Annotated in this window: 16 protein-coding genes and 3 pseudogenes; 12 read left to right on the forward strand and 7 right to left on the reverse strand. The window is 67.3% G+C overall.

The genetic code is table 11. From position 1 onward, the window contains the following. The 3 genes and pseudogenes from CLM62_RS52570 to CLM62_RS47030 form a co-directional block, all read left to right on the forward strand. Positions 1 to 135 (forward strand): annotated as a pseudogene (locus CLM62_RS52570) (transcriptional regulator); the annotation flags it as partial. A 91-nt stretch (positions 136 to 226) separates the two neighbouring features. Further along, positions 227 to 457 (forward strand): hypothetical protein, encoded by a 231-nt coding sequence (locus tag CLM62_RS49610; RefSeq protein ID WP_143659288.1) that lies wholly within the window; start codon positions 227 to 229, stop codon positions 455 to 457. Positions 458 to 718: 261 nt separating this feature from the next. Continuing rightward, positions 719 to 1,006, forward strand: coding sequence for a hypothetical protein (locus CLM62_RS47030; protein WP_095756054.1), 288 nt, complete (start codon positions 719 to 721; stop codon positions 1,004 to 1,006). Positions 1,007 to 1,025: 19 nt separating this feature from the next. Here the strand turns inward: CLM62_RS47030 and CLM62_RS47035 are convergent. After that, a pseudogene (locus CLM62_RS47035) lies at positions 1,026 to 1,322 on the reverse strand (transposase); the annotation flags it as partial. Here CLM62_RS47035 and CLM62_RS47040 point away from each other — a divergent pair. From CLM62_RS47040 to CLM62_RS47060, 4 genes and pseudogenes are all read left to right on the forward strand, one after another. Continuing rightward, positions 1,314 to 2,074, forward strand: a pseudogene (locus CLM62_RS47040) (transposase). The pseudogenes CLM62_RS47035 and CLM62_RS47040 sit on opposite strands and share 9 nt — an antisense overlap. 932 nt (positions 2,075 to 3,006) lie before the next feature. Continuing rightward, the gene (locus CLM62_RS47050; protein ID WP_143659290.1) at positions 3,007 to 4,602 is read left to right on the forward strand and encodes a hypothetical protein; all 1,596 of its coding nucleotides are present in this window, start codon (positions 3,007 to 3,009) and stop codon (positions 4,600 to 4,602) included. A gap of 85 nt (positions 4,603 to 4,687) precedes the next feature. Next, positions 4,688 to 5,290, forward strand: a complete 603-nt coding sequence (locus tag CLM62_RS47055; RefSeq protein ID WP_095756057.1) for a hypothetical protein — start codon at positions 4,688 to 4,690, stop codon at positions 5,288 to 5,290. 293 nt (positions 5,291 to 5,583) lie between these two features. Next, entirely contained in the window at positions 5,584 to 5,814 is a 231-nt protein-coding gene (locus CLM62_RS47060) for a hypothetical protein (RefSeq protein WP_095756058.1), read from the forward strand. 360 nt (positions 5,815 to 6,174) lie between these two features. On the opposite strand, the gene CLM62_RS47065 is transcribed toward CLM62_RS47060, so the two are convergent. The 3 genes from CLM62_RS47065 to CLM62_RS47075 form a co-directional block, all read right to left on the reverse strand. Beyond that, positions 6,175 to 6,366, reverse strand: a complete 192-nt coding sequence (locus CLM62_RS47065; RefSeq protein WP_095756059.1) for a hypothetical protein — start codon at positions 6,364 to 6,366, stop codon at positions 6,175 to 6,177. Between the two features lie 609 nt (positions 6,367 to 6,975). Then, entirely contained in the window at positions 6,976 to 8,145 is a 1,170-nt protein-coding gene (locus CLM62_RS47070; protein ID WP_095756060.1) for a serine hydrolase, read from the reverse strand. A 143-nt stretch (positions 8,146 to 8,288) separates the two neighbouring features. Continuing rightward, on the reverse strand, positions 8,289 to 8,555 hold the full coding sequence (locus CLM62_RS47075; RefSeq protein ID WP_143659292.1) for a hypothetical protein: 267 nt from the start codon (positions 8,553 to 8,555) through the stop codon (positions 8,289 to 8,291). Positions 8,556 to 8,819: 264 nt separating this feature from the next. Between CLM62_RS47075 and CLM62_RS47080 the strand changes: the two genes are divergently transcribed. Both CLM62_RS47080 and CLM62_RS47085 read left to right on the forward strand, forming a co-directional pair. Next, on the forward strand, positions 8,820 to 9,128 hold the full coding sequence (locus CLM62_RS47080) for a hypothetical protein (protein ID WP_143659293.1): 309 nt from the start codon (positions 8,820 to 8,822) through the stop codon (positions 9,126 to 9,128). A 451-nt stretch (positions 9,129 to 9,579) separates the two neighbouring features. Then, positions 9,580 to 10,059 (forward strand): RICIN domain-containing protein, encoded by a 480-nt coding sequence (locus CLM62_RS47085; RefSeq protein WP_095756063.1) that lies wholly within the window; start codon positions 9,580 to 9,582, stop codon positions 10,057 to 10,059. Between the two features lie 122 nt (positions 10,060 to 10,181). Here CLM62_RS47085 and CLM62_RS47090 read toward each other — a convergent pair whose 3' ends face one another. Then, positions 10,182 to 11,489: a helix-turn-helix transcriptional regulator gene (locus CLM62_RS47090; RefSeq protein ID WP_179382520.1), complete on the reverse strand. Its 1,308-nt coding sequence runs from the start codon at positions 11,487 to 11,489 to the stop codon at positions 10,182 to 10,184. A gap of 189 nt (positions 11,490 to 11,678) precedes the next feature. Between CLM62_RS47090 and CLM62_RS47095 the strand changes: the two genes are divergently transcribed. Beyond that, on the forward strand, positions 11,679 to 12,146 hold the full coding sequence (locus tag CLM62_RS47095; protein ID WP_179382521.1) for a hypothetical protein: 468 nt from the start codon (positions 11,679 to 11,681) through the stop codon (positions 12,144 to 12,146). Positions 12,147 to 12,257: 111 nt separating this feature from the next. Then, on the forward strand, positions 12,258 to 12,962 hold the full coding sequence (locus CLM62_RS47100) for a bifunctional 2-polyprenyl-6-hydroxyphenol methylase/3-demethylubiquinol 3-O-methyltransferase UbiG (protein ID WP_095756064.1): 705 nt from the start codon (positions 12,258 to 12,260) through the stop codon (positions 12,960 to 12,962). 12 nt (positions 12,963 to 12,974) lie between these two features. Here CLM62_RS47100 and CLM62_RS52580 read toward each other — a convergent pair whose 3' ends face one another. Both CLM62_RS52580 and CLM62_RS47105 read right to left on the reverse strand, forming a co-directional pair. Further along, positions 12,975 to 13,100 (reverse strand): hypothetical protein, encoded by a 126-nt coding sequence (locus CLM62_RS52580; RefSeq protein WP_257004502.1) that lies wholly within the window; start codon positions 13,098 to 13,100, stop codon positions 12,975 to 12,977. Further along, positions 13,097 to 13,315: a hypothetical protein gene (locus CLM62_RS47105; protein WP_095756065.1), complete on the reverse strand. Its 219-nt coding sequence runs from the start codon at positions 13,313 to 13,315 to the stop codon at positions 13,097 to 13,099. The genes CLM62_RS52580 and CLM62_RS47105 overlap by 4 nt, the downstream gene beginning before the upstream one ends. A 1,006-nt stretch (positions 13,316 to 14,321) precedes the next feature. On the opposite strand from CLM62_RS47105, the gene CLM62_RS49615 reads away from it, so the two are divergent. Next, positions 14,322 to 14,828 carry a hypothetical protein gene (locus CLM62_RS49615; RefSeq protein ID WP_143659295.1) on the forward strand — a complete coding sequence of 169 codons (507 nt, stop codon included), beginning with the start codon at positions 14,322 to 14,324 and terminating at the stop codon, positions 14,826 to 14,828. Positions 14,829 to 15,773 lie beyond the last annotated feature (945 nt).

Raw genomic sequence — 15,773 nt, forward strand, 5'->3', positions numbered from 1 at the left:
GAATGCGTGGTGGGTCACGGCATCCAGCCGGCAATGCAGGGCATCTACGAGGGCATCGAGGAGACCCTGAGACACGAGCTGGCCCGCGTCACGCTCGAGAACGTACTCCGGGACGTACTCGCGGCACGTCGCTAGTGCTGTGACCGCGAAGGTTCACCGGGTTGGGTCGTACTGATGGCTCCCTGCACCAGTACAGTCGGCGCACTGAAGGAGCAGAGGAGTCCCGGTGCGCAAAGGAGACAGCAACGCTGATGGCCACGGTCAGCAAGCCGTGGCCATCAGGTGGATACAGGTCGTGCTGTTCGGAGTCGTTGTCCTGCTGGTCGGATTCCGTATCTGGGAGCGAGAGCATGGCGGTGGTTCGAGCTCGATCATGTTCGGGCTGATGGCGGCATCGGCACTGTCCATCGGCGTGCTGGAACGTTATCGGGCAAATGCTGCCAAACGATCTCGGTGATTCACGTTCCAGTTGGTTCAGGCCGCCGCTGACAGGGCCGACCACCCCAGCGGATGCCCCGGCGCACGATCTGCCGCAGCCGCTGCCCCTCCTGGTCGGTCAGTCGGCGCACACGGACAGGCTCAGCCACCGCACTCCAGCGGTCAGATCGGACGTCATCCCACATCCAACCGCCACGACCACCAACCCGGCGAACTTACGCGGTCACAGCACTAGCGACAGGTCGCCCGCGGGTCACACGTACGTGAGACGATCACCGCCATGCACACGTTCATGGTGGTGACGGCCGCGACACTTGCGTCGTTGCTGGTAGTTCTGGGTATCGCAGGCATCGCGTTCGACTGGGTCGTTCCGTGGGCTCGGAAGAAGGTCCTACGGCCACGCCTGAGCGGATATGGGATGCTCGTGGGCGGGGTGGGATTCGCTCTGTTCGACATCCTGGGTCCGCTCGACCGTGCTTTCGGCCCACTGTCCCTTGTTGGCTGGTTCATGTTCATGGCGGGGCTCTTCCTGAGCTGGATGTCCCAGCGCCCTGGCCGTGCGTCCTGACTCCCCTCCCGGAGAGCTTCTCGCCGCGGGCGCCGAGTTCGTCGAGGACGACACGGTGGAGCCTTGCCCAGACGGGGGCCCGGCTCCACTGAGCGAACCGTCGGTAGACCGTCTGCCAGCTCGGACCGAACACCGATGGGAGCTGCCGCCAGGTGCAGCCCGAGGTGGCCACGAAGATGATCGCGGCCAGGGCCTCGCGGTCACCGGTCCGCCGCCGGCCCCCACCCTGCGGACGTATCACCTCCGTTGGCGGCACCACCCGCCGAAACAGCACCCACAGCTCGTCCGGCACCAAACGCTCAACCAGATCCGTCATGCACCGTTCAACGAACGATCACGCCAAAAGAAACGATGCCTTAGCGGGCTGAGCCCGCGTTCCTTCAGGAAGCTGGTGACCGCGCTGCGCCGCGAAGGTGCGGATCCGGTCCGCAAGGGCCGGCCGTGGTCCCTTCCGCTGGAGGACCGGGTACTGCTCGTGTCGGCCTACTGGCGCACGAATTTGACGATGCGCCAACTCGCGCCCGCTCTTCGGCATCTCGAAGTCTGCGGCCGACCGGATCATCGACCACCTCGGTCCTGCGCTTGCCCTGCGGCCCCGCGCGCGGTTCGCCAAGGGCACCGTGCTCATCGTGGACGGCACCCTGGTCCCCACCCGGGATCACACCATCGCCGAGCGGTCGAAGAACTATCGGTACTCCACTAACCACCAGGTCGTCATCGACGCCGACACCCGCCTGGTCGTCGTGGTCGGCCGGCCGCTCGCCGGCAACCGCAACGACTGCAAGGCGTGGGAGGAGTCCGGTGCCAAGGCCGCTGTCGGCAAGACTCTCACGATCGCCGACGGCGGCTACCCGGGCACCGGACTCGTCATCCCGCACCGCCGCGAGCGTGGCCAGGCAGAACTCCCGGACTGGAAAGAGGAACACAACAAGTCCCACAAGCAGGTCCGCGCCCGCGTCGAGCACGTCTTCGCCCGCATTGCTCGGCATCGCCCGCCTGCATAACCTCACCATCACCGGATGGCGGAGGAAAAGACGCAGGTCGTCCATCGGACCAGAGAGCATTTAGGGGGCAGCCCTTAACGAGTGCCGTCCCGCGGGCCGAACTTCAAGGAAGAGATGTCCTGCTTGAAGTCCTTCTTGGCGCGGACGACCGCGACTGCCGAGCCCTCTCGGGCTTGTGGGGGGGTGATTGCCAGGTCAGGGACCAGAGCGATCCACTTGCAAGTGCACCGCATGGCGGCCTCGCATCTGACGACGGAGGCTGGCGGGACGATGGCGAAGACCGCCGGGAGCCCCCTCACTGCGCCTCGGGCAGTGCGTGAAGGTTCCTGGCCCGAGGGGCAGTTGTCGGAATGCGCAGGCTCGCCGTCGACTCATTTGGAGGATCCGCGCTGCAACCATGGCTAAACGTGCCAAGGGTCACGTCCGGTACCTGACTTACAGCCGGATTACCCCAGTTCACGGTCTTGAACAGAGCATGACGCCCCTCATAGACATTGGTCGGCGTGACAACCGACTACCGCCGCCCTGGCCCAGGGGGAACACGCATGGGCTCGGCGGCCAGAAGGGGAAGACAGACTTTGTCTGGTTTATCGAGAAGAAGACGTATTCTGTCCAAAATCTCTGTCGCCACGGCGGCCGTCATGCTCCTCGGGAGCGGCAGCATCGCCGCCGCCGACAGCAGCGACGAAACCCTCGCGTGGGAATACTCTCCGGCCTCCCGCCCTGCGGCAGGCCCAGAGACTCTGACCGCGGCCAACGACCACCGACCCGAGTCCGGGAACAACCTCAAGGCTGCACCAGGCACGAAGGACGCGAACGGGGTGTGGCAGGTCAACCGCACCATCCCTACCCTGTCCAACAACCGTCACCGACGGCGACGGCGACACCGCGAACCTGACCTTCCAGGTCTACACCACCGACGCCAACGGCAACCCCAAGGACCAAGTCCAGCTCACCGACCCCGACACGGGTAAGCCCGCCGCCTACGGCGTCGTGGTGTCCAACTACGTCACCTCCGGCGGCACCGCGAAGGTCACCCTGCACTACGGCGACCTGAAGACGAACACCACCTACGCCTTCCGCACCTCGGCCTACGACGGTGGCCTGTACGAGACCGACTGGTCGGCGTGGGCGAAGTTCAAAACCCGTGGCCGTGCCGTGGACATCAAGATTCCGGAGCCGAACAAGAGCGCACCGGCGGTGGACCTGGACAAGTACCAGGAGCCGCAGGTCGGGACCCGTAACCGGCCGGAGGTCACCCGCGCCGCGAAGGACGCCGGCAAGGGCAGCGAGACCTGCACCGACCACGGCCAGAAGATCACCTGCATCGAGGTCGGGAAACCGTCCGACTTGAGCGCCAAGGAGAAGCAGGACGTCGCGAACAAGCTCCGTGCGGGCAGTGGCGATCTGGTGCCGTGGTGCAACGACACGGGCGTCTCGGCGGGCAAGGACTACCTCAAGCGGGACAGCGCCTGCCTGAAGTGGGCCACGCCGATCGTGTTCAAGTACGAGGTCAAGGCGCCGGACGGGAACATCTACAATCCGGCGGACGCGCACTTCGCCTCGGCCATCGAGATCAAGCTCGATCCGGTGTCCCGGAAGTTCACCCAGCGGTTTGCGCTGGTGCCGATGGATCCGTTCATCGTGGAGCACGGCACCATCGGCATGCCGGGGCCGATCACCATGACCCCAACGTTCAAGTGCTCCCCGGAGTGCACCACCGCCGCCCCTGTGTGGGATGGCTCCAATACGTGGCAACCGAAGGCTGACATCCACGCCGCGTACGCCACCTTCAACCACGAGTGGACCGGCGGTACCGCCACCAAGATCACCAGCCTCCAGCTGGACTGGACCATCGCTGGGACCGTCAATGATGGTGCCGGGGAGATCGAGAACGACCCGCAGTGGCTGGGCAACTCCACCCCGGACTTCGATATCCGCTGCGACGTCGTCGCCTCCACCACCAGCCCCGGCTGCGTGTTCTCGGCCTATAAGCCGACCTGGGTGATGAACTTCGCCAAGACGCCGGCGGCCGTCGCGCACGCCTGGCTGATCCAGTCGAAGCTGTCCAGCCACCCCGGCTCCAAGGCAGCGGGCAAGCCGATCAAGTACCTGCCTGCGTCCGTGCGGGATTCGAACCTGAACCGGAAGGTCATCTGCCCGGATGGCTGGGCCAAGACCTACGGCAACCCCGACACCACCCCGATCGACACGAGCGACACCGCCAGCTGCGATGAGTTCGCCTACGCCGCCTCCTACAACTCGGGCGGTATGCCAGCCTCCCTGGGCGGCATGAACGAGGTCGACACCGGCAACGACTGCGTGCAGACCTACGCCTCCCGCATCGCGACGGGCAACTGGAGGCTGTACGACGACATCCGTACCGCTGCTCCGACGTGGAAGGAAGTCTGCGGACGCTCGTCGATGTCGAATTACCAGAACACCCAGTCGATGCAGCCGTTCTCCGGAACGTTCTCCTCGGCATCGAAGTACCGTCTGCTGGACAAGGACGAGTACTGGGTGGCCTTCCCTGAGTTCGCGCACTGCGACGCGTCCAAGGTGACTGTGTCGTGCACCGTTCCGAAGGCGTGACCGGCTGGTAGGACATCACACAGACTGGGGCGGGGCGGGCCGCGCCCTCCCGCCCCAGTCGCACCCCTAACACCAGGAGAAGACATTGAGCGACGGCATCACGTGGCTGGCCGACGCCTGGCGCGGAGACGCCCCCATCCTGTTCGTCACCTTCGCACGCGGCATCAGCCCAGGCGACCTCGTTGTCCGGCTCGGCGCCCGGCCCGGAGAAGTGCTCGACCCGATCACCTTCGCCGAGGCTGAGCGGCTGACGTTCAACGACCGCGAATCAGCCCGTGTGGCCCGCTTCGGTGAATGCGCGGGCTGGTCATATGCGGTGGAGCAGGGCTGGCCCTCCAAGGCTTGGTGGGCTCACCCCGACGTCTCTGCAGGCGGGGTCGAAGTCTTGCACCTGACCCCGAAGCCGGACGACTCGCCCAGAGAGTGCTGGTACTACCGCGACGGCCAAACGGTCGGTCGCTTCGACATCGGCGACACCCCAGACGAGGGCATGGCGTTCCTGCTCCCGGCGTTCGAAGAAGCTGGACTTCTCGACGATGACGTGAGTGAGGAGTTCGACTCGTTGCGCGCGACCCTGACCGCCTTGCAGCAGCACTTCGGGCTGTCACTGCCACGCCAGGAAATACTGAATGGCCGACTGCCCGCAGCGGTGACAGCGACCGTGCCGCCAGAGAACCTGGGGGACTAACTGTGGTATCTCGGGACGTTGGTTCCACCACGTCCCGATGGTGAGCTGCCGTGGGCGGCGAAGAACGCGACCAAGACATGTACGTCGCACGAGCAGCCGACTGTGAGCTGATGCCCCGCCTCAACACCTCGCTCCGCCCTGGCTGACCACAATCCGAACGGTGAAGAGTCCACAGCTCAGCCCTGAGATGCGGTGGCTGGCTAACCCGCATCGCGGACGCCACCGGGGGCCACCGCAAGACGGAGGCGCACGGGTCCTGGCTGTGCCTGCGTCCCGTCCGGCGCGAGCAGATCGTGTGCCCGTGGGAGGAGTACGACTACGAGCAGCTCCAGGGGGAGCGCCGCCTCGCCCACAAGATGCGCCTGCTCGACTGGGAAAAGATCAACCGGCGGCTGGTCGCATTGAGCCTGGAGCCGGTGAAGGCTGACCTCGGCGAGGTCACCGCCCTGTTCACCCGGGAGCAGATCACCGCCCTCCTGGACCGCGTGGAAGCGGCCGACCGCGGAACCGCCGAAGATGCCTGACGTGCCGTAGCACCGGCGCTGCCGCAGTTCGGGAGTCACAGACTCCGGGACTCCGGCAGCGCCGTCTCGGTGTCGTCGGCGAGGACGTCGAGCAGCCGGGCGAGACGCCCGAGGGGCGCGCCGCGCCGTCCGCATCGTGTCCTCCGCCCACGCCACGCGGGCCAAGTCCTCAGCGAACCGCAGCTCCGCCTCGTACGGCAGCCACTGCCCCGTGCCGTACGCCTCCCCAAGGGAGGCGCGCGCCTTGTGAAATCCCCGGACCCGCGTGCCGGTCGCCCGGCACGCTGCTCGCCCCACCTGGTCCGCGCGGGACCCGGAGCCGCTGACGTCCTCCCTGCCACCCAGCGCCCCAGGACCTCGTCAGGAGCGGCGGATCAGGAATAGTGCGAGCGCCAGGGCCGTGACGACGGCTGCGGTCGCCGGCGCGAGGTGCTGTACGAGGGTGAGTTCTGCGTACACGACAGCGGCGCCCACGGCGGCTACGAGGTCGCTGCGCCGGATACTGATCGTGATCCGGTCGCTGCCGGGGTCCGGCGGAAGGTGTGCCAGCATGGATATGGCCTTTCCTGTTCACTGGGCCGGTGTAACGGCCTTCGGAAAGGTTTTGTGAGATGCGGGGCCGCTCATTCCGGGCGGCCCCGTACTGCTTTCCCATCCTGCCACGTCGCCGGGCGCCCTGATGACTTGTAAACAGCCTCTGAGCTGCGGGTTCTTGGCACAACTACTACAGCGCAGGGAGGGGTCAGTTATGGTTGTGACACCTTCCACAAAAGGCAAATGGCGGCTGACCTGCTCGAATACGGAAGCGTCGATGAGATTCCGCCGGGCGTAAATCGGGGGCCCGTTTGAATTGTGGTCTCCGTCTCGCTTGTGGAGCGACGCGCGTTGGGCCGGGCGGTACCGGGAAGGGCGTCCGCGGCCCCCGGCGGTGCGGGCCTTCGCGGCCGCGCTCAAGAGAAGCTGAGGTCACACCGACTTCAACGATGCACCCGGCGCGACGGCACATCCCGGGAGTCCGTGACTCCGGGAGTCCGGGAGTCGCAGACTCTGTCACTCGGCCTGCCCGGAACCCCCAGCACTGGAGGGGCGTCTCGTACCGTGGCGCCATGCCGTCCGCCACGCCGCCCCCGTGACCTGCACGTTCGGGCTGAGCACGCCCTATTAGGAGAGCGCCGTTTCGATGGCGGCCTGGATGTCGTCGCTTTGGGCGTCCGAGCTGCCCGGGCCGAGGTTCACCATGACCGTGGCCTGCCTGCCGTCGACGGTGGCGCCGGCGGCCGTCTCGTAGCCGAGGAAGTCGCCGGTGTGCCCCCAGTAGCGGCCGCCCCCGGGCAGCGGCTTGCTCTCCAGGCCGAGGCCGTACGCCCGGCCCTCCGAGCTGCCGGTCGGGCGGGTCTTCATCATCTCCTTGTGCTGCGCTGGGGGCAGCAACTTGCCGCCCAGCAGCGCGCCCAGGAACCGGTTGACGTCGGTGCCACTGGAGATGATCCCGCCGGCCGTGCCGCCTACCGTGGGGTTGATCGCGGTGATGTCCAGGAGCGGCGCGTCCGCACCAGGCTGCACGTATCCGCGCGGGTGCGGTCCGGGGATCGCCGGGTCATCCCCCGGGAAGGACGTCCCCCGCAGATGCAACGGCTCGACGATCCGCCGCTGCAACTCCTCGCCGTATGAGCGGCCGGTCACCTTCTCGATGATCATGCCGGCCAGTACGTAGCCGGTGTTGGAGTACTTCCAGTCGGTGCCCGGCTTGAACGTCGGCGGGTGGGCGAGTGCCAGCTTCACCAGGTCATGGGGGTCGTGGTGGACCAGCGGGTCCTGGACGACATCCTGCGGTTTGAGGTAGGTGAGGAAGTCGGGCAGGCCGCTGGTGTGCTGGAGCATCTGCCGGACGGTGATCTTGCGCCCGTCGTTGCCGTGGCCGCGGACGACGCCGGGCAGGTAGCGCTCCACGGGTGCGTCGAGGTCGACGCGCCGCTCCCCCACGAGCTGCAGCATCATCGTCGCGGTGAACGTCTTGGTCATGCTGCCGATCCGGAACCTGCTGTTGCGGTGCACCGGCGCGTGGCTGTCGACGTCCGCGACACCGCTGGTCAGCACCGTGCTGCGGTGCCGGTCCCGCACCTCGGCGAGCGCCCCGGGGGCGCCGTCGACCGTGGTCAGCCGGTGCAGCAGGGCGCGCAGCCGCGCGTCGTCGGCGTGGTGCGCGAATTCCACGGTGGGGGATTCCGCAGCGGGGACCGTGGTGGCGGCGGCTGGCAGCACGCCCCCCACGAGACCCATCGCCACGGCCAGCGTGAGGGCGCCACCCAGCGCGCGCTTGTGCTTGAGCATGTGGTTTTCCTTGATCGTCCGGGCTTACGGTGTCATTCCACGATGCCCGCAGCGGGTGCGCCGGAGCGATGGGACGATCAACCGGATCGGTGGTGGGGTTAACCCCCTGTCGCGAGGAGGACGCCGAGTGGCGCCACCGCCAGTCACGTCAGGTGAATGCCCGGCAAGCGGCCCGCGGCGGCCGGCTCCCTGGTGACCTCGACGATGCCCCGGCGGACCACCACGGCGGCGTCGCGTGGCTCGTAGCGGTCCGTGGCAGTGCGTAAGGCGATGTAGCGCCGCAGCGCCGGGCCCACGATGCGACGCACACCGAGGCGGCGTGGGTCGCCGTGAACGGCGACCACCGAGCACGGCAGGATCGTGCAGGCCTCGCCGCTCTCCGCGATGCGGATCGTGCCAAGGGATTCCATGTCGCCGACGTTCACCGGCACCAAACCGTGGGCGGCGAATGCCCGGTCGCCAGACAGGCGCCCACCACCAGCACGAGCACGGCCTCACCCACCCACGCCAGACCCGTGACCTGCGCTTTCAGGATGAACACTGCCCATTGGTCTTCGGACGTCTCAACGCTCTGTACTGCATCAACTGCCGTGCTGATTGGGCAGGATGGGCGCATGACCTTCGATTGGAAGGCTCCGCCGTGGGAGCGGAATGAGGACTGTACACATATGGCGGTGACGCTCACGAGCGTGGGTGGTGGGCAGGTCGCCGTCAACACGGAGAGCGTGCGGGGTGACAATGCGACCGAGGCGCTCGCTGATCTGCTCATGGGCACCGGTGGCGCGGGTGGCGCGGTGCTGCTGCCCGGTCTCATAGGCGTGGTGGTCCGGCGTGGCATCGACGTGATGTGGCTGGCGCAGCCGCCCATCCAGGTGGCGTCATCCGGCGAGGGCGGGTGGGAGATCGCCGTCGAGGGAGCGAAGGAGGATGAGGTGACTGTGTTCCCCACGGAGGATGCCCGTGACCTGCTCGCTCGTCTGTAGGCTGCGTACGGTGCCGGGTAGGCCCTGGCGCGCCTGATGTGCCCTTGGGCCCGCGTACGCGAATCGCGTCCGCGGGCCCGTTTGTTTGGTTGTGTGCGCCGGGTGCGCCAGCTCGCGGTGAGCTGATCATCGCCCCGCAGTATGAGACAGGCAGCTCGTCGGGACAGCTGTCAGTTTCTCGTTCTTGCCGCTCTCGCCTGCCGCGTGGCGTTCGCCCTGCCCGTTCGAATCCGGCGGTGCGCTGCCAAACCGTTGCGCCGCGTGCGGAACATGTGGGTGACGCTCAGTTAGGTAGTTCGAGTAGCGCCGTCCACCCGTTCGAGATCTCCCGGACAGGCTCTGACCTCGGGAAACGGCCGGTTAGCCACGCTGTGGAGCAACCGCAGGCTCTCTACGCTGAGTTGCGGGGGCGCCGCTCCTGTGAAGAACTCTCGAAGCTGAGGAGCATGACTTGAGCGACCTCGTAGTGCTCGCGGGCGGATCGGTGACGATGACCCACCACGTCACCGGAACCTACTTCATGTGCAACGACTGGCACGACGGTGTCGGCAACCACACCCAGACCTGGGCACAGGACCCCTTCGCCAAGGACAACAACTCGCATCGGTGGTTCCTGCGGCAGAACGCCGATGGCACCGTGCGCATTGAGTCGTACGCCAACCACCGCTGCCTCACCGCAGGGGCCAACCCGCCCGACACCGTGACCCTTCGAGAACGCACGGACAGCCTCAGCCAGCACTGGCGGCTGGTCTCCCATGCAGAGCGAGGCAACGACTTCTACCTGGTCTCGGTCGTGCACCCTCGCTACGCCCTGGCCATCGCCGACCACCTCCAGGGCAACGACCGGCTGGTGGGCCTGACCCGCATGTGGGGCGGACCCAACCTCTCCCAGCTGTGGCGGATCTACCCCTCGTCCGAGGACCAGGGCTGACTCCGCACCAGCACGAACGCCGCTGTCGCGGGAGTTCTACCTGAAGCGTGCCGGTCCATCAGCGGGTGGCCGCCAAGCGTCAGCCGGGACGGCGATGCAACGGCGGTCACCCGCGGGCGGCGTCACCAGCAGTCGCAGCTGCTGACCGACGTCACGGCGAGGTGTAGTTCGCGCACGCCGCTTGTGCGCGGGTGCCGTTCGGCCAGTTCGTTGACGATGCTGCGGATTGCGGGCCGGTCGCGGACCTCGCCGGGGCTGGCCCGGCAGGCGTCGAGCAAAGCATGGGCGGTCTGCTCGGGGCGTTGCCATGCCCACCAGGCGCGTGCCATGTCGGTGCCCAGGCGGGCTTTCCGCTCGGCGGTGGGGAACTGGTCGGGGCGCAGGTTCTTCCCGGCGTCGAGGGCGGCGCCGGCGTCGCCGAGTGCCCAGTGCACGCCGACCGTGTAGAGGTCGACGGCTGCCGGGCTGATGGTGAACAGACGGCCTGGGGGAACGGTCTGGGGCAGTCGGCGTGCGGCGCGGCGGGCCTCTTCGGTCATGGCCAGGGCCTCGGTGCGGTGCCCGCCTCGGGCGGCGGTGTAGGCGAGGGTGCACAGCATCTGCGCGTACGCGGCCGCAGTGGCGTCGGTGCGCAGGCCGGTCGCCTCGAGGTCGGCGGCCGCCGAGGACATCAGGCGCTGGGCGGCGCCGTGGTGGTCCTGGTGGCGGAGCACGATCGCCAGCTCCCGTGCTGCGGCCGCCGCTGCGAGGGGGGAGCCGGAGACCTCGGCCCAGGTGCGGGCCCGGTCCGCGGTGAGCCGGGCGCGGTCGTAGGAGCCGAGCTTGAGGAGCACGGCGGAGGCGAGGCTGTACACGGCGGACAGCCGGGCCTGGTCGAGGCTTTGGCGGGAGGCGGCGGCGGAGTGCGCGTCTGCGATGAGGCCGGGCAGCCCGGCGAGGAGTGGCGCGTGCGCGCCCTTGTCATACAGCGCACGGGCGTCGGCCAGGCGGCTGTCGAGGGGCCCGGCGCCGGTCGGGGCGGGGGTGCTCGCCAGGGCGTCGTCCAGGCCCATCAGCAGGGCGGCCGGGCCGGCGGCCGCCGTGGCGGTGAGCAGCGTACGGCGGCGCATGGGGTCCTCCTCGGCGTCACGCGGACTGGCCGTCACTCTAGTGGCCGCCGGTACTGACGCGGGGTGTGGCGCCAGAGAAGTCGTCAGGATGTGTCGGGGCACGCCGACTTCGAGCGCGGCGCGGTGCACGAGGGCCAAGTCGACGATCCGCGTGCGGCGTTCCAGCCGGGAGATGGTGGCGGGTGAGCAGCCGATCCGGTCTCCGAGGACAGCGAGTGTCCACGCGCGGTGCTGGCGTCCGAGTCGGATGAGTGCGCCGGGGCGCCGCTGTGCGGCTAACTCCAGCGCTGTCGTGCTGTTCCAGAGCGGGTCAACGGGCACGAGTCCCTCCCACACCGCACAGACTGGGGGTCCTTCACGGTACGGAAGCTGGCCGAGCGCGTCGAGGCCGTCTGCATGACGTGCAAACGCCTTGCACCGCAGGAGAGTTGACCATCGTGTGGCCGGTTGGCGCGGTGTGCTGGGGTGCATCGCCCCGATCCGCGGGGCGCCGTCCAACGGAGGCACTCCATGGGAACCACCGCTGTTGCATCCCGCCCGGCCGCCGACCCGACGACCGCACCGGTCCGCTCCGCGCGGGAGGTCGTGCCGGCCGACCTGTGGGACAAGCAGGTCGGACTCCTGATGCGGGACTACCCGTACGACTCGGTCATGGCGGCCCGGGTCCTCGGCCAGGGGTACGCGTACCTGCTGACCGCGATGAAGCACCGGGGCGAGTCTCTCGGGCTCGCGCCCAGCAAGCTCGTCGACATCGGCGTCCACACGGTCATCCTGGACACCGTGGCGTACGCCGAGCTGTGCGCGGGGTACAACGACGGGGTGTTCCTGCACCACGTGCCCAAAGTCGACATGAAGAACGACGGGTCCGTGATGAAGACGGCGCACATGATCGCCGCCGACGGCTGGGAGGTCGACCTGTCGTTGTGGGCGGACGCCGCCGAGTGCGGGCCGTGCCACCCAGGCTACGACTCCCACTGACCGTGCCGTAGCGCGGGCACCCGGGGGCTCTGGCCGCACGACCGGGGCCCCTCCGCACGCCCGGGGTGACATTCCATCGAAGTAGCCCGCCAGCGGGGCGCGGCCGCCAGGATGGGGCGGGTGACCACCAGCACCGCAGACCTCTGGCACCACTACGGCCGCGCCCGCGCCACCAGCGACCGCGCCGTTCCGGACACCTTCTACTGGGCCTGGGGCCAGGACGCCGGGCCCGGTGCGGAGGTGCTGGGCGACCTGGTCGGCCGCTGCGTGGGCGACCTCGGCGCCGGGGCTGCGCGGCACGCCGCGCACCTGGCGGTTCAGCACCAGCCGGCCCGGGTCACCGCAGTCGACGCCTCGCCAGCCCAGTACGCCATGGCGACCGACCTATACGGGTATCTCGCGCCGCGCCTGCGCATCGTGCACTCCGACGTGGTGTCTCACCTGCACGCGATGCGCGGTACGTACGACGTGCTGTACAGCGTCTTCGGCGCCATCGACTTCACCGACCCGCGCGAGCTGCTGCCGGCGGCGGCCGCCGCGCTCCGGCCGGGCGGGCGGCTGGTGTTCGCGACGCTCGCCCACTACCTGAGCGGGGCGCCTGCCCAGCCCGATGTGGTCGCGGCCGAGGTGCCGGCCAAGGCGCCGGACGGCGAGGAGGCCACGATGCGCCGCTGGGTGCTGCAGGAGCACGTGTGGACCAAGCTGCTCGACGAGGCCGGGTTCACCGGGATCACCATCAACGTGCTCCCCGCCACGGTCGAAGGAGCACGCACCGCCGACACGCTGCTGGTGAGTGCACTCCGCCCGTCCTCATAAGACGGAGCGAAGCTACCGGCGGTGCCAGTAGCTGTGGACTTGCTGTACGTCAGCGTCGAGGACGTCACGTAAGTCGTCGTCATCCGAAGGCACGTCCAGGCCCAGTGCGGCTGCGACCTCGCGGTAGGACATCGTCATGTCGGGATCTCCCGCGGCAACCAGGCTGGAGAGCAGGCCTGGTCGGCGGGTGTGGCCTGGTCGACGAGGGTGAGGATCTGGACGCGGTGGGCGCGTGTCGTGCGGGGCAGCGCAGAGCCGAGCTGCCGTTCGAGTTGACCCCAGCTGGTGGTGGTCTGGGCCCGGGCGGCCTTTTTGAGGGCGCCGCGCACCGCCGAGGCCGCTGATTCCAGCACGTCGGGCTCAAGCTCCCAGTGGCGGCGGGGCTGTTGGGGGGCTTCTTCCGGCGCGCGAGGGTAGTCCTCGTGTGTCGGGGGCGGCTGCTTTTCGATCCAGACATTGGCCTTGCGCCGCTCGCTGCCCGAGAGGGATCTGGCAGCTGCGGTCAGCTGTGTGATCAGTCGGCTTTCCTCGGCGACGGATATGTCGGCTGCGCCGTTGAGGTGGAGGAGGATGCTTCGGACCTAACGCGAAGGTTGGGGCGGTGAGGAGTCGTTGAGGGGGAACTGTTGTCGGATGGCCGACGCGATTTTCGGTGTTCGGGCAGGGCGGAGACCAGCGCGGTGGTCTGGTTCTCCAGGGTCTTTCCGGTCGTAGGCCTTCAGTGTTTGCCGATCAGCTGGCCGGACGGTGTAGTGCGGCCATGCGATGGAAGGCCTTGACCTCCGATGTTGGACACACGAGACACTGGATCCTGAGGATCTGAGAACGGACATCTCGTGGTCATGAAGAACTATCCGCCGGACGCGGTCGCGCTGTACCAGTCGCGGCCCGGGGCAACGATCAGGTCGGTTGCCGCTGATCTGGGGATCAAGAACTGCTGCCGTTCGGCGGTCAGCCCGCCCCCTTGTGGATACCGCGTGCCTCCGGTGATACCGCGGCCGACGGCCAGCCGTCAGCCCCTACGACACCACGAGTTCAACCTCAGTAACTGTGGTATCTCGGGACGTTGGTTCCACCACGTCCCGATGGTGAGCTGCCGTGGACGGCGAAGAACGCGACCAAGACCTGTACGTCGAACGAGCAGCCGACTGTGAGCTGATGCCCCGCCTCACACCTCGCTCTGCCCTGGCTGACCACAATCCGAACGGTGAAGAGTCCACCGCTCAGCCCTGAGATGCGGCGGATACCAAGTTGCCGACGTAGAAGGCTTACCAGATTATGAGAGACAAGCCGCCTGGTCGATCAAGGTGGCGCTTCAACCTCGGGACTCGTAACAGCCTAATTCTTTGAGGGGCGATTATGGTGTTGCCTACACTCCAATGGAGTGATTTCTGTCAGTGGAAAGACGATCCGAACACCCCGAGCGGATATTTGCCTGTAGGTAATAACCCACCATGGCAAAATGACGAAATCGCCATCCATGTGCAGGACGATCCGACCCTTGCGCCGGGTCAAGGAAAAGTGGTCCTGGTGCCAGGAATCCATATTCCAGAATGGAAGGAGATAAAGGCACTTAATGGCGACGGTGGCACGGTGGCCTGGATCGAAACCAAGGATCAGCAAAACGTAGGCAACAGCATGACCCTAGACATCGGCTCCGGCCTCAAGAAAAAGAAAGCCACCAAGCTCGTCCTGAGTAAAGCCGGATTTCTGGGATGGCCAAAGGGAATGTATCAAATCACTGATCTAGGGCCACTAGTGGGAAAGCAGATAACTTTCTACTGGTACAGGGACGAGCAGTACGCGGGGCGTGCTGGCATCGTTACGCACAAGCCATCACCTCCGGGACTATCTGTAGAAGACTAGCGAGAAGGTCGCGTCAACAGGCGTCGGAATCCGTGCAGCCGCGCGAAACTCCGCTCGATCACGCAGCGGTGGGTGCCCAGGCCGGTACTGCCCCGTGTTCCGCGGCGGGCGATAGCGGGCAATGCCTCGGGCCCGGACCGCCCAGCTCAACACGCAGCCAGCCGCCCGCCTGGCCGCCGTCGAGGCGAGAGATCGGGCACCGCTTCCGCACGGACCTGTCCATGGCTGAGATCATCGTCGAGGCCGAGCGGTCGCCGCAGGTCGAGGCCGTTGCGTGCTGGCAGGGGTAGACGCACGCCAGTGATCATGCAATATCCGAGTCGGCCGGTCGGCTGAGCAGCGGCACGACCGGGCCACGCTCCGGAGGTGTAACCGCCGCACGGCCTCCTTCCAGGGGCAGGACCACGTTCAAGTCGTGGCCGGCGCTCCACCAGTGAAGGCCCTCGCCCACCCCCGGGCGGGGGCCTTCCGCATCGTCGAGACCCTGTACGGCCTCGGCATCCGCCTCCAGGGCTTCGGGATTCTCTCACCCAGTCGACACCTGTCGGGTCAACCCAGAAGACCCGCGAACGTGCCCACGCTTCCCGCAGGTGGTGTCCGAGCAGGCCTGCGGGCCGGCTGTCGTCGGACTAGCCTGTCTTCATGAACGACCCGGGTTTTATACGGAAAGTGTTCACTGCTAGGAGCCTCGTCGTGGGTGACGTTCTCAATGATCAGGATGGAGGGCTCGAGGTAATAGAAATCCTCAGGGAGGAAAGCCACGGGTTTCGGACGATCCTTTTTCGCAACCCCCGCACGGGGGAGGAGAGGAAATCCAAGATGTGGTGCTCCACTCCTCTTTTTCCGCTGAAGAGGCGGGGGCACGGTAGGCACACATCGGCGCCACGACAGAGCCCACCACGCGCCGCAGAACCGCGAACACGCCAATCCTTAGTATTCCAGCAG

Origin of the sequence: Streptomyces sp. SA15, assembly GCF_002291145.1 — a bacterium.
GTDB lineage: Bacteria > Actinomycetota > Actinomycetes > Streptomycetales > Streptomycetaceae > Streptomyces.

Coding starts and splice junctions, on each gene's coding strand:
- CLM62_RS47030 (WP_095756054.1), top strand. CDS start 719: ATGCACACGTTCATGGTGGTGACGGCCGCGACACTTGCGTCGTTGCTG.
- CLM62_RS47065 (WP_095756059.1), bottom strand. CDS start 6,366: ATGCTGGCACACCTTCCGCCGGACCCCGGCAGCGACCGGATCACGATC.
- CLM62_RS47070 (WP_095756060.1), bottom strand. CDS start 8,145: ATGCTCAAGCACAAGCGCGCGCTGGGTGGCGCCCTCACGCTGGCCGTG.
- CLM62_RS47075 (WP_143659292.1), bottom strand. CDS start 8,555: ATGGAATCCCTTGGCACGATCCGCATCGCGGAGAGCGGCGAGGCCTGC.
- CLM62_RS47095 (WP_179382521.1), top strand. CDS start 11,679: ATGGGAACCACCGCTGTTGCATCCCGCCCGGCCGCCGACCCGACGACC.
- CLM62_RS47100 (WP_095756064.1), top strand. CDS start 12,258: ATGGGGCGGGTGACCACCAGCACCGCAGACCTCTGGCACCACTACGGC.
- CLM62_RS52580 (WP_257004502.1), bottom strand. CDS start 13,100: ATGACGATGTCCTACCGCGAGGTCGCAGCCGCACTGGGCCTGGACGTG.
- CLM62_RS49615 (WP_143659295.1), top strand. CDS start 14,322: ATGGTGTTGCCTACACTCCAATGGAGTGATTTCTGTCAGTGGAAAGAC.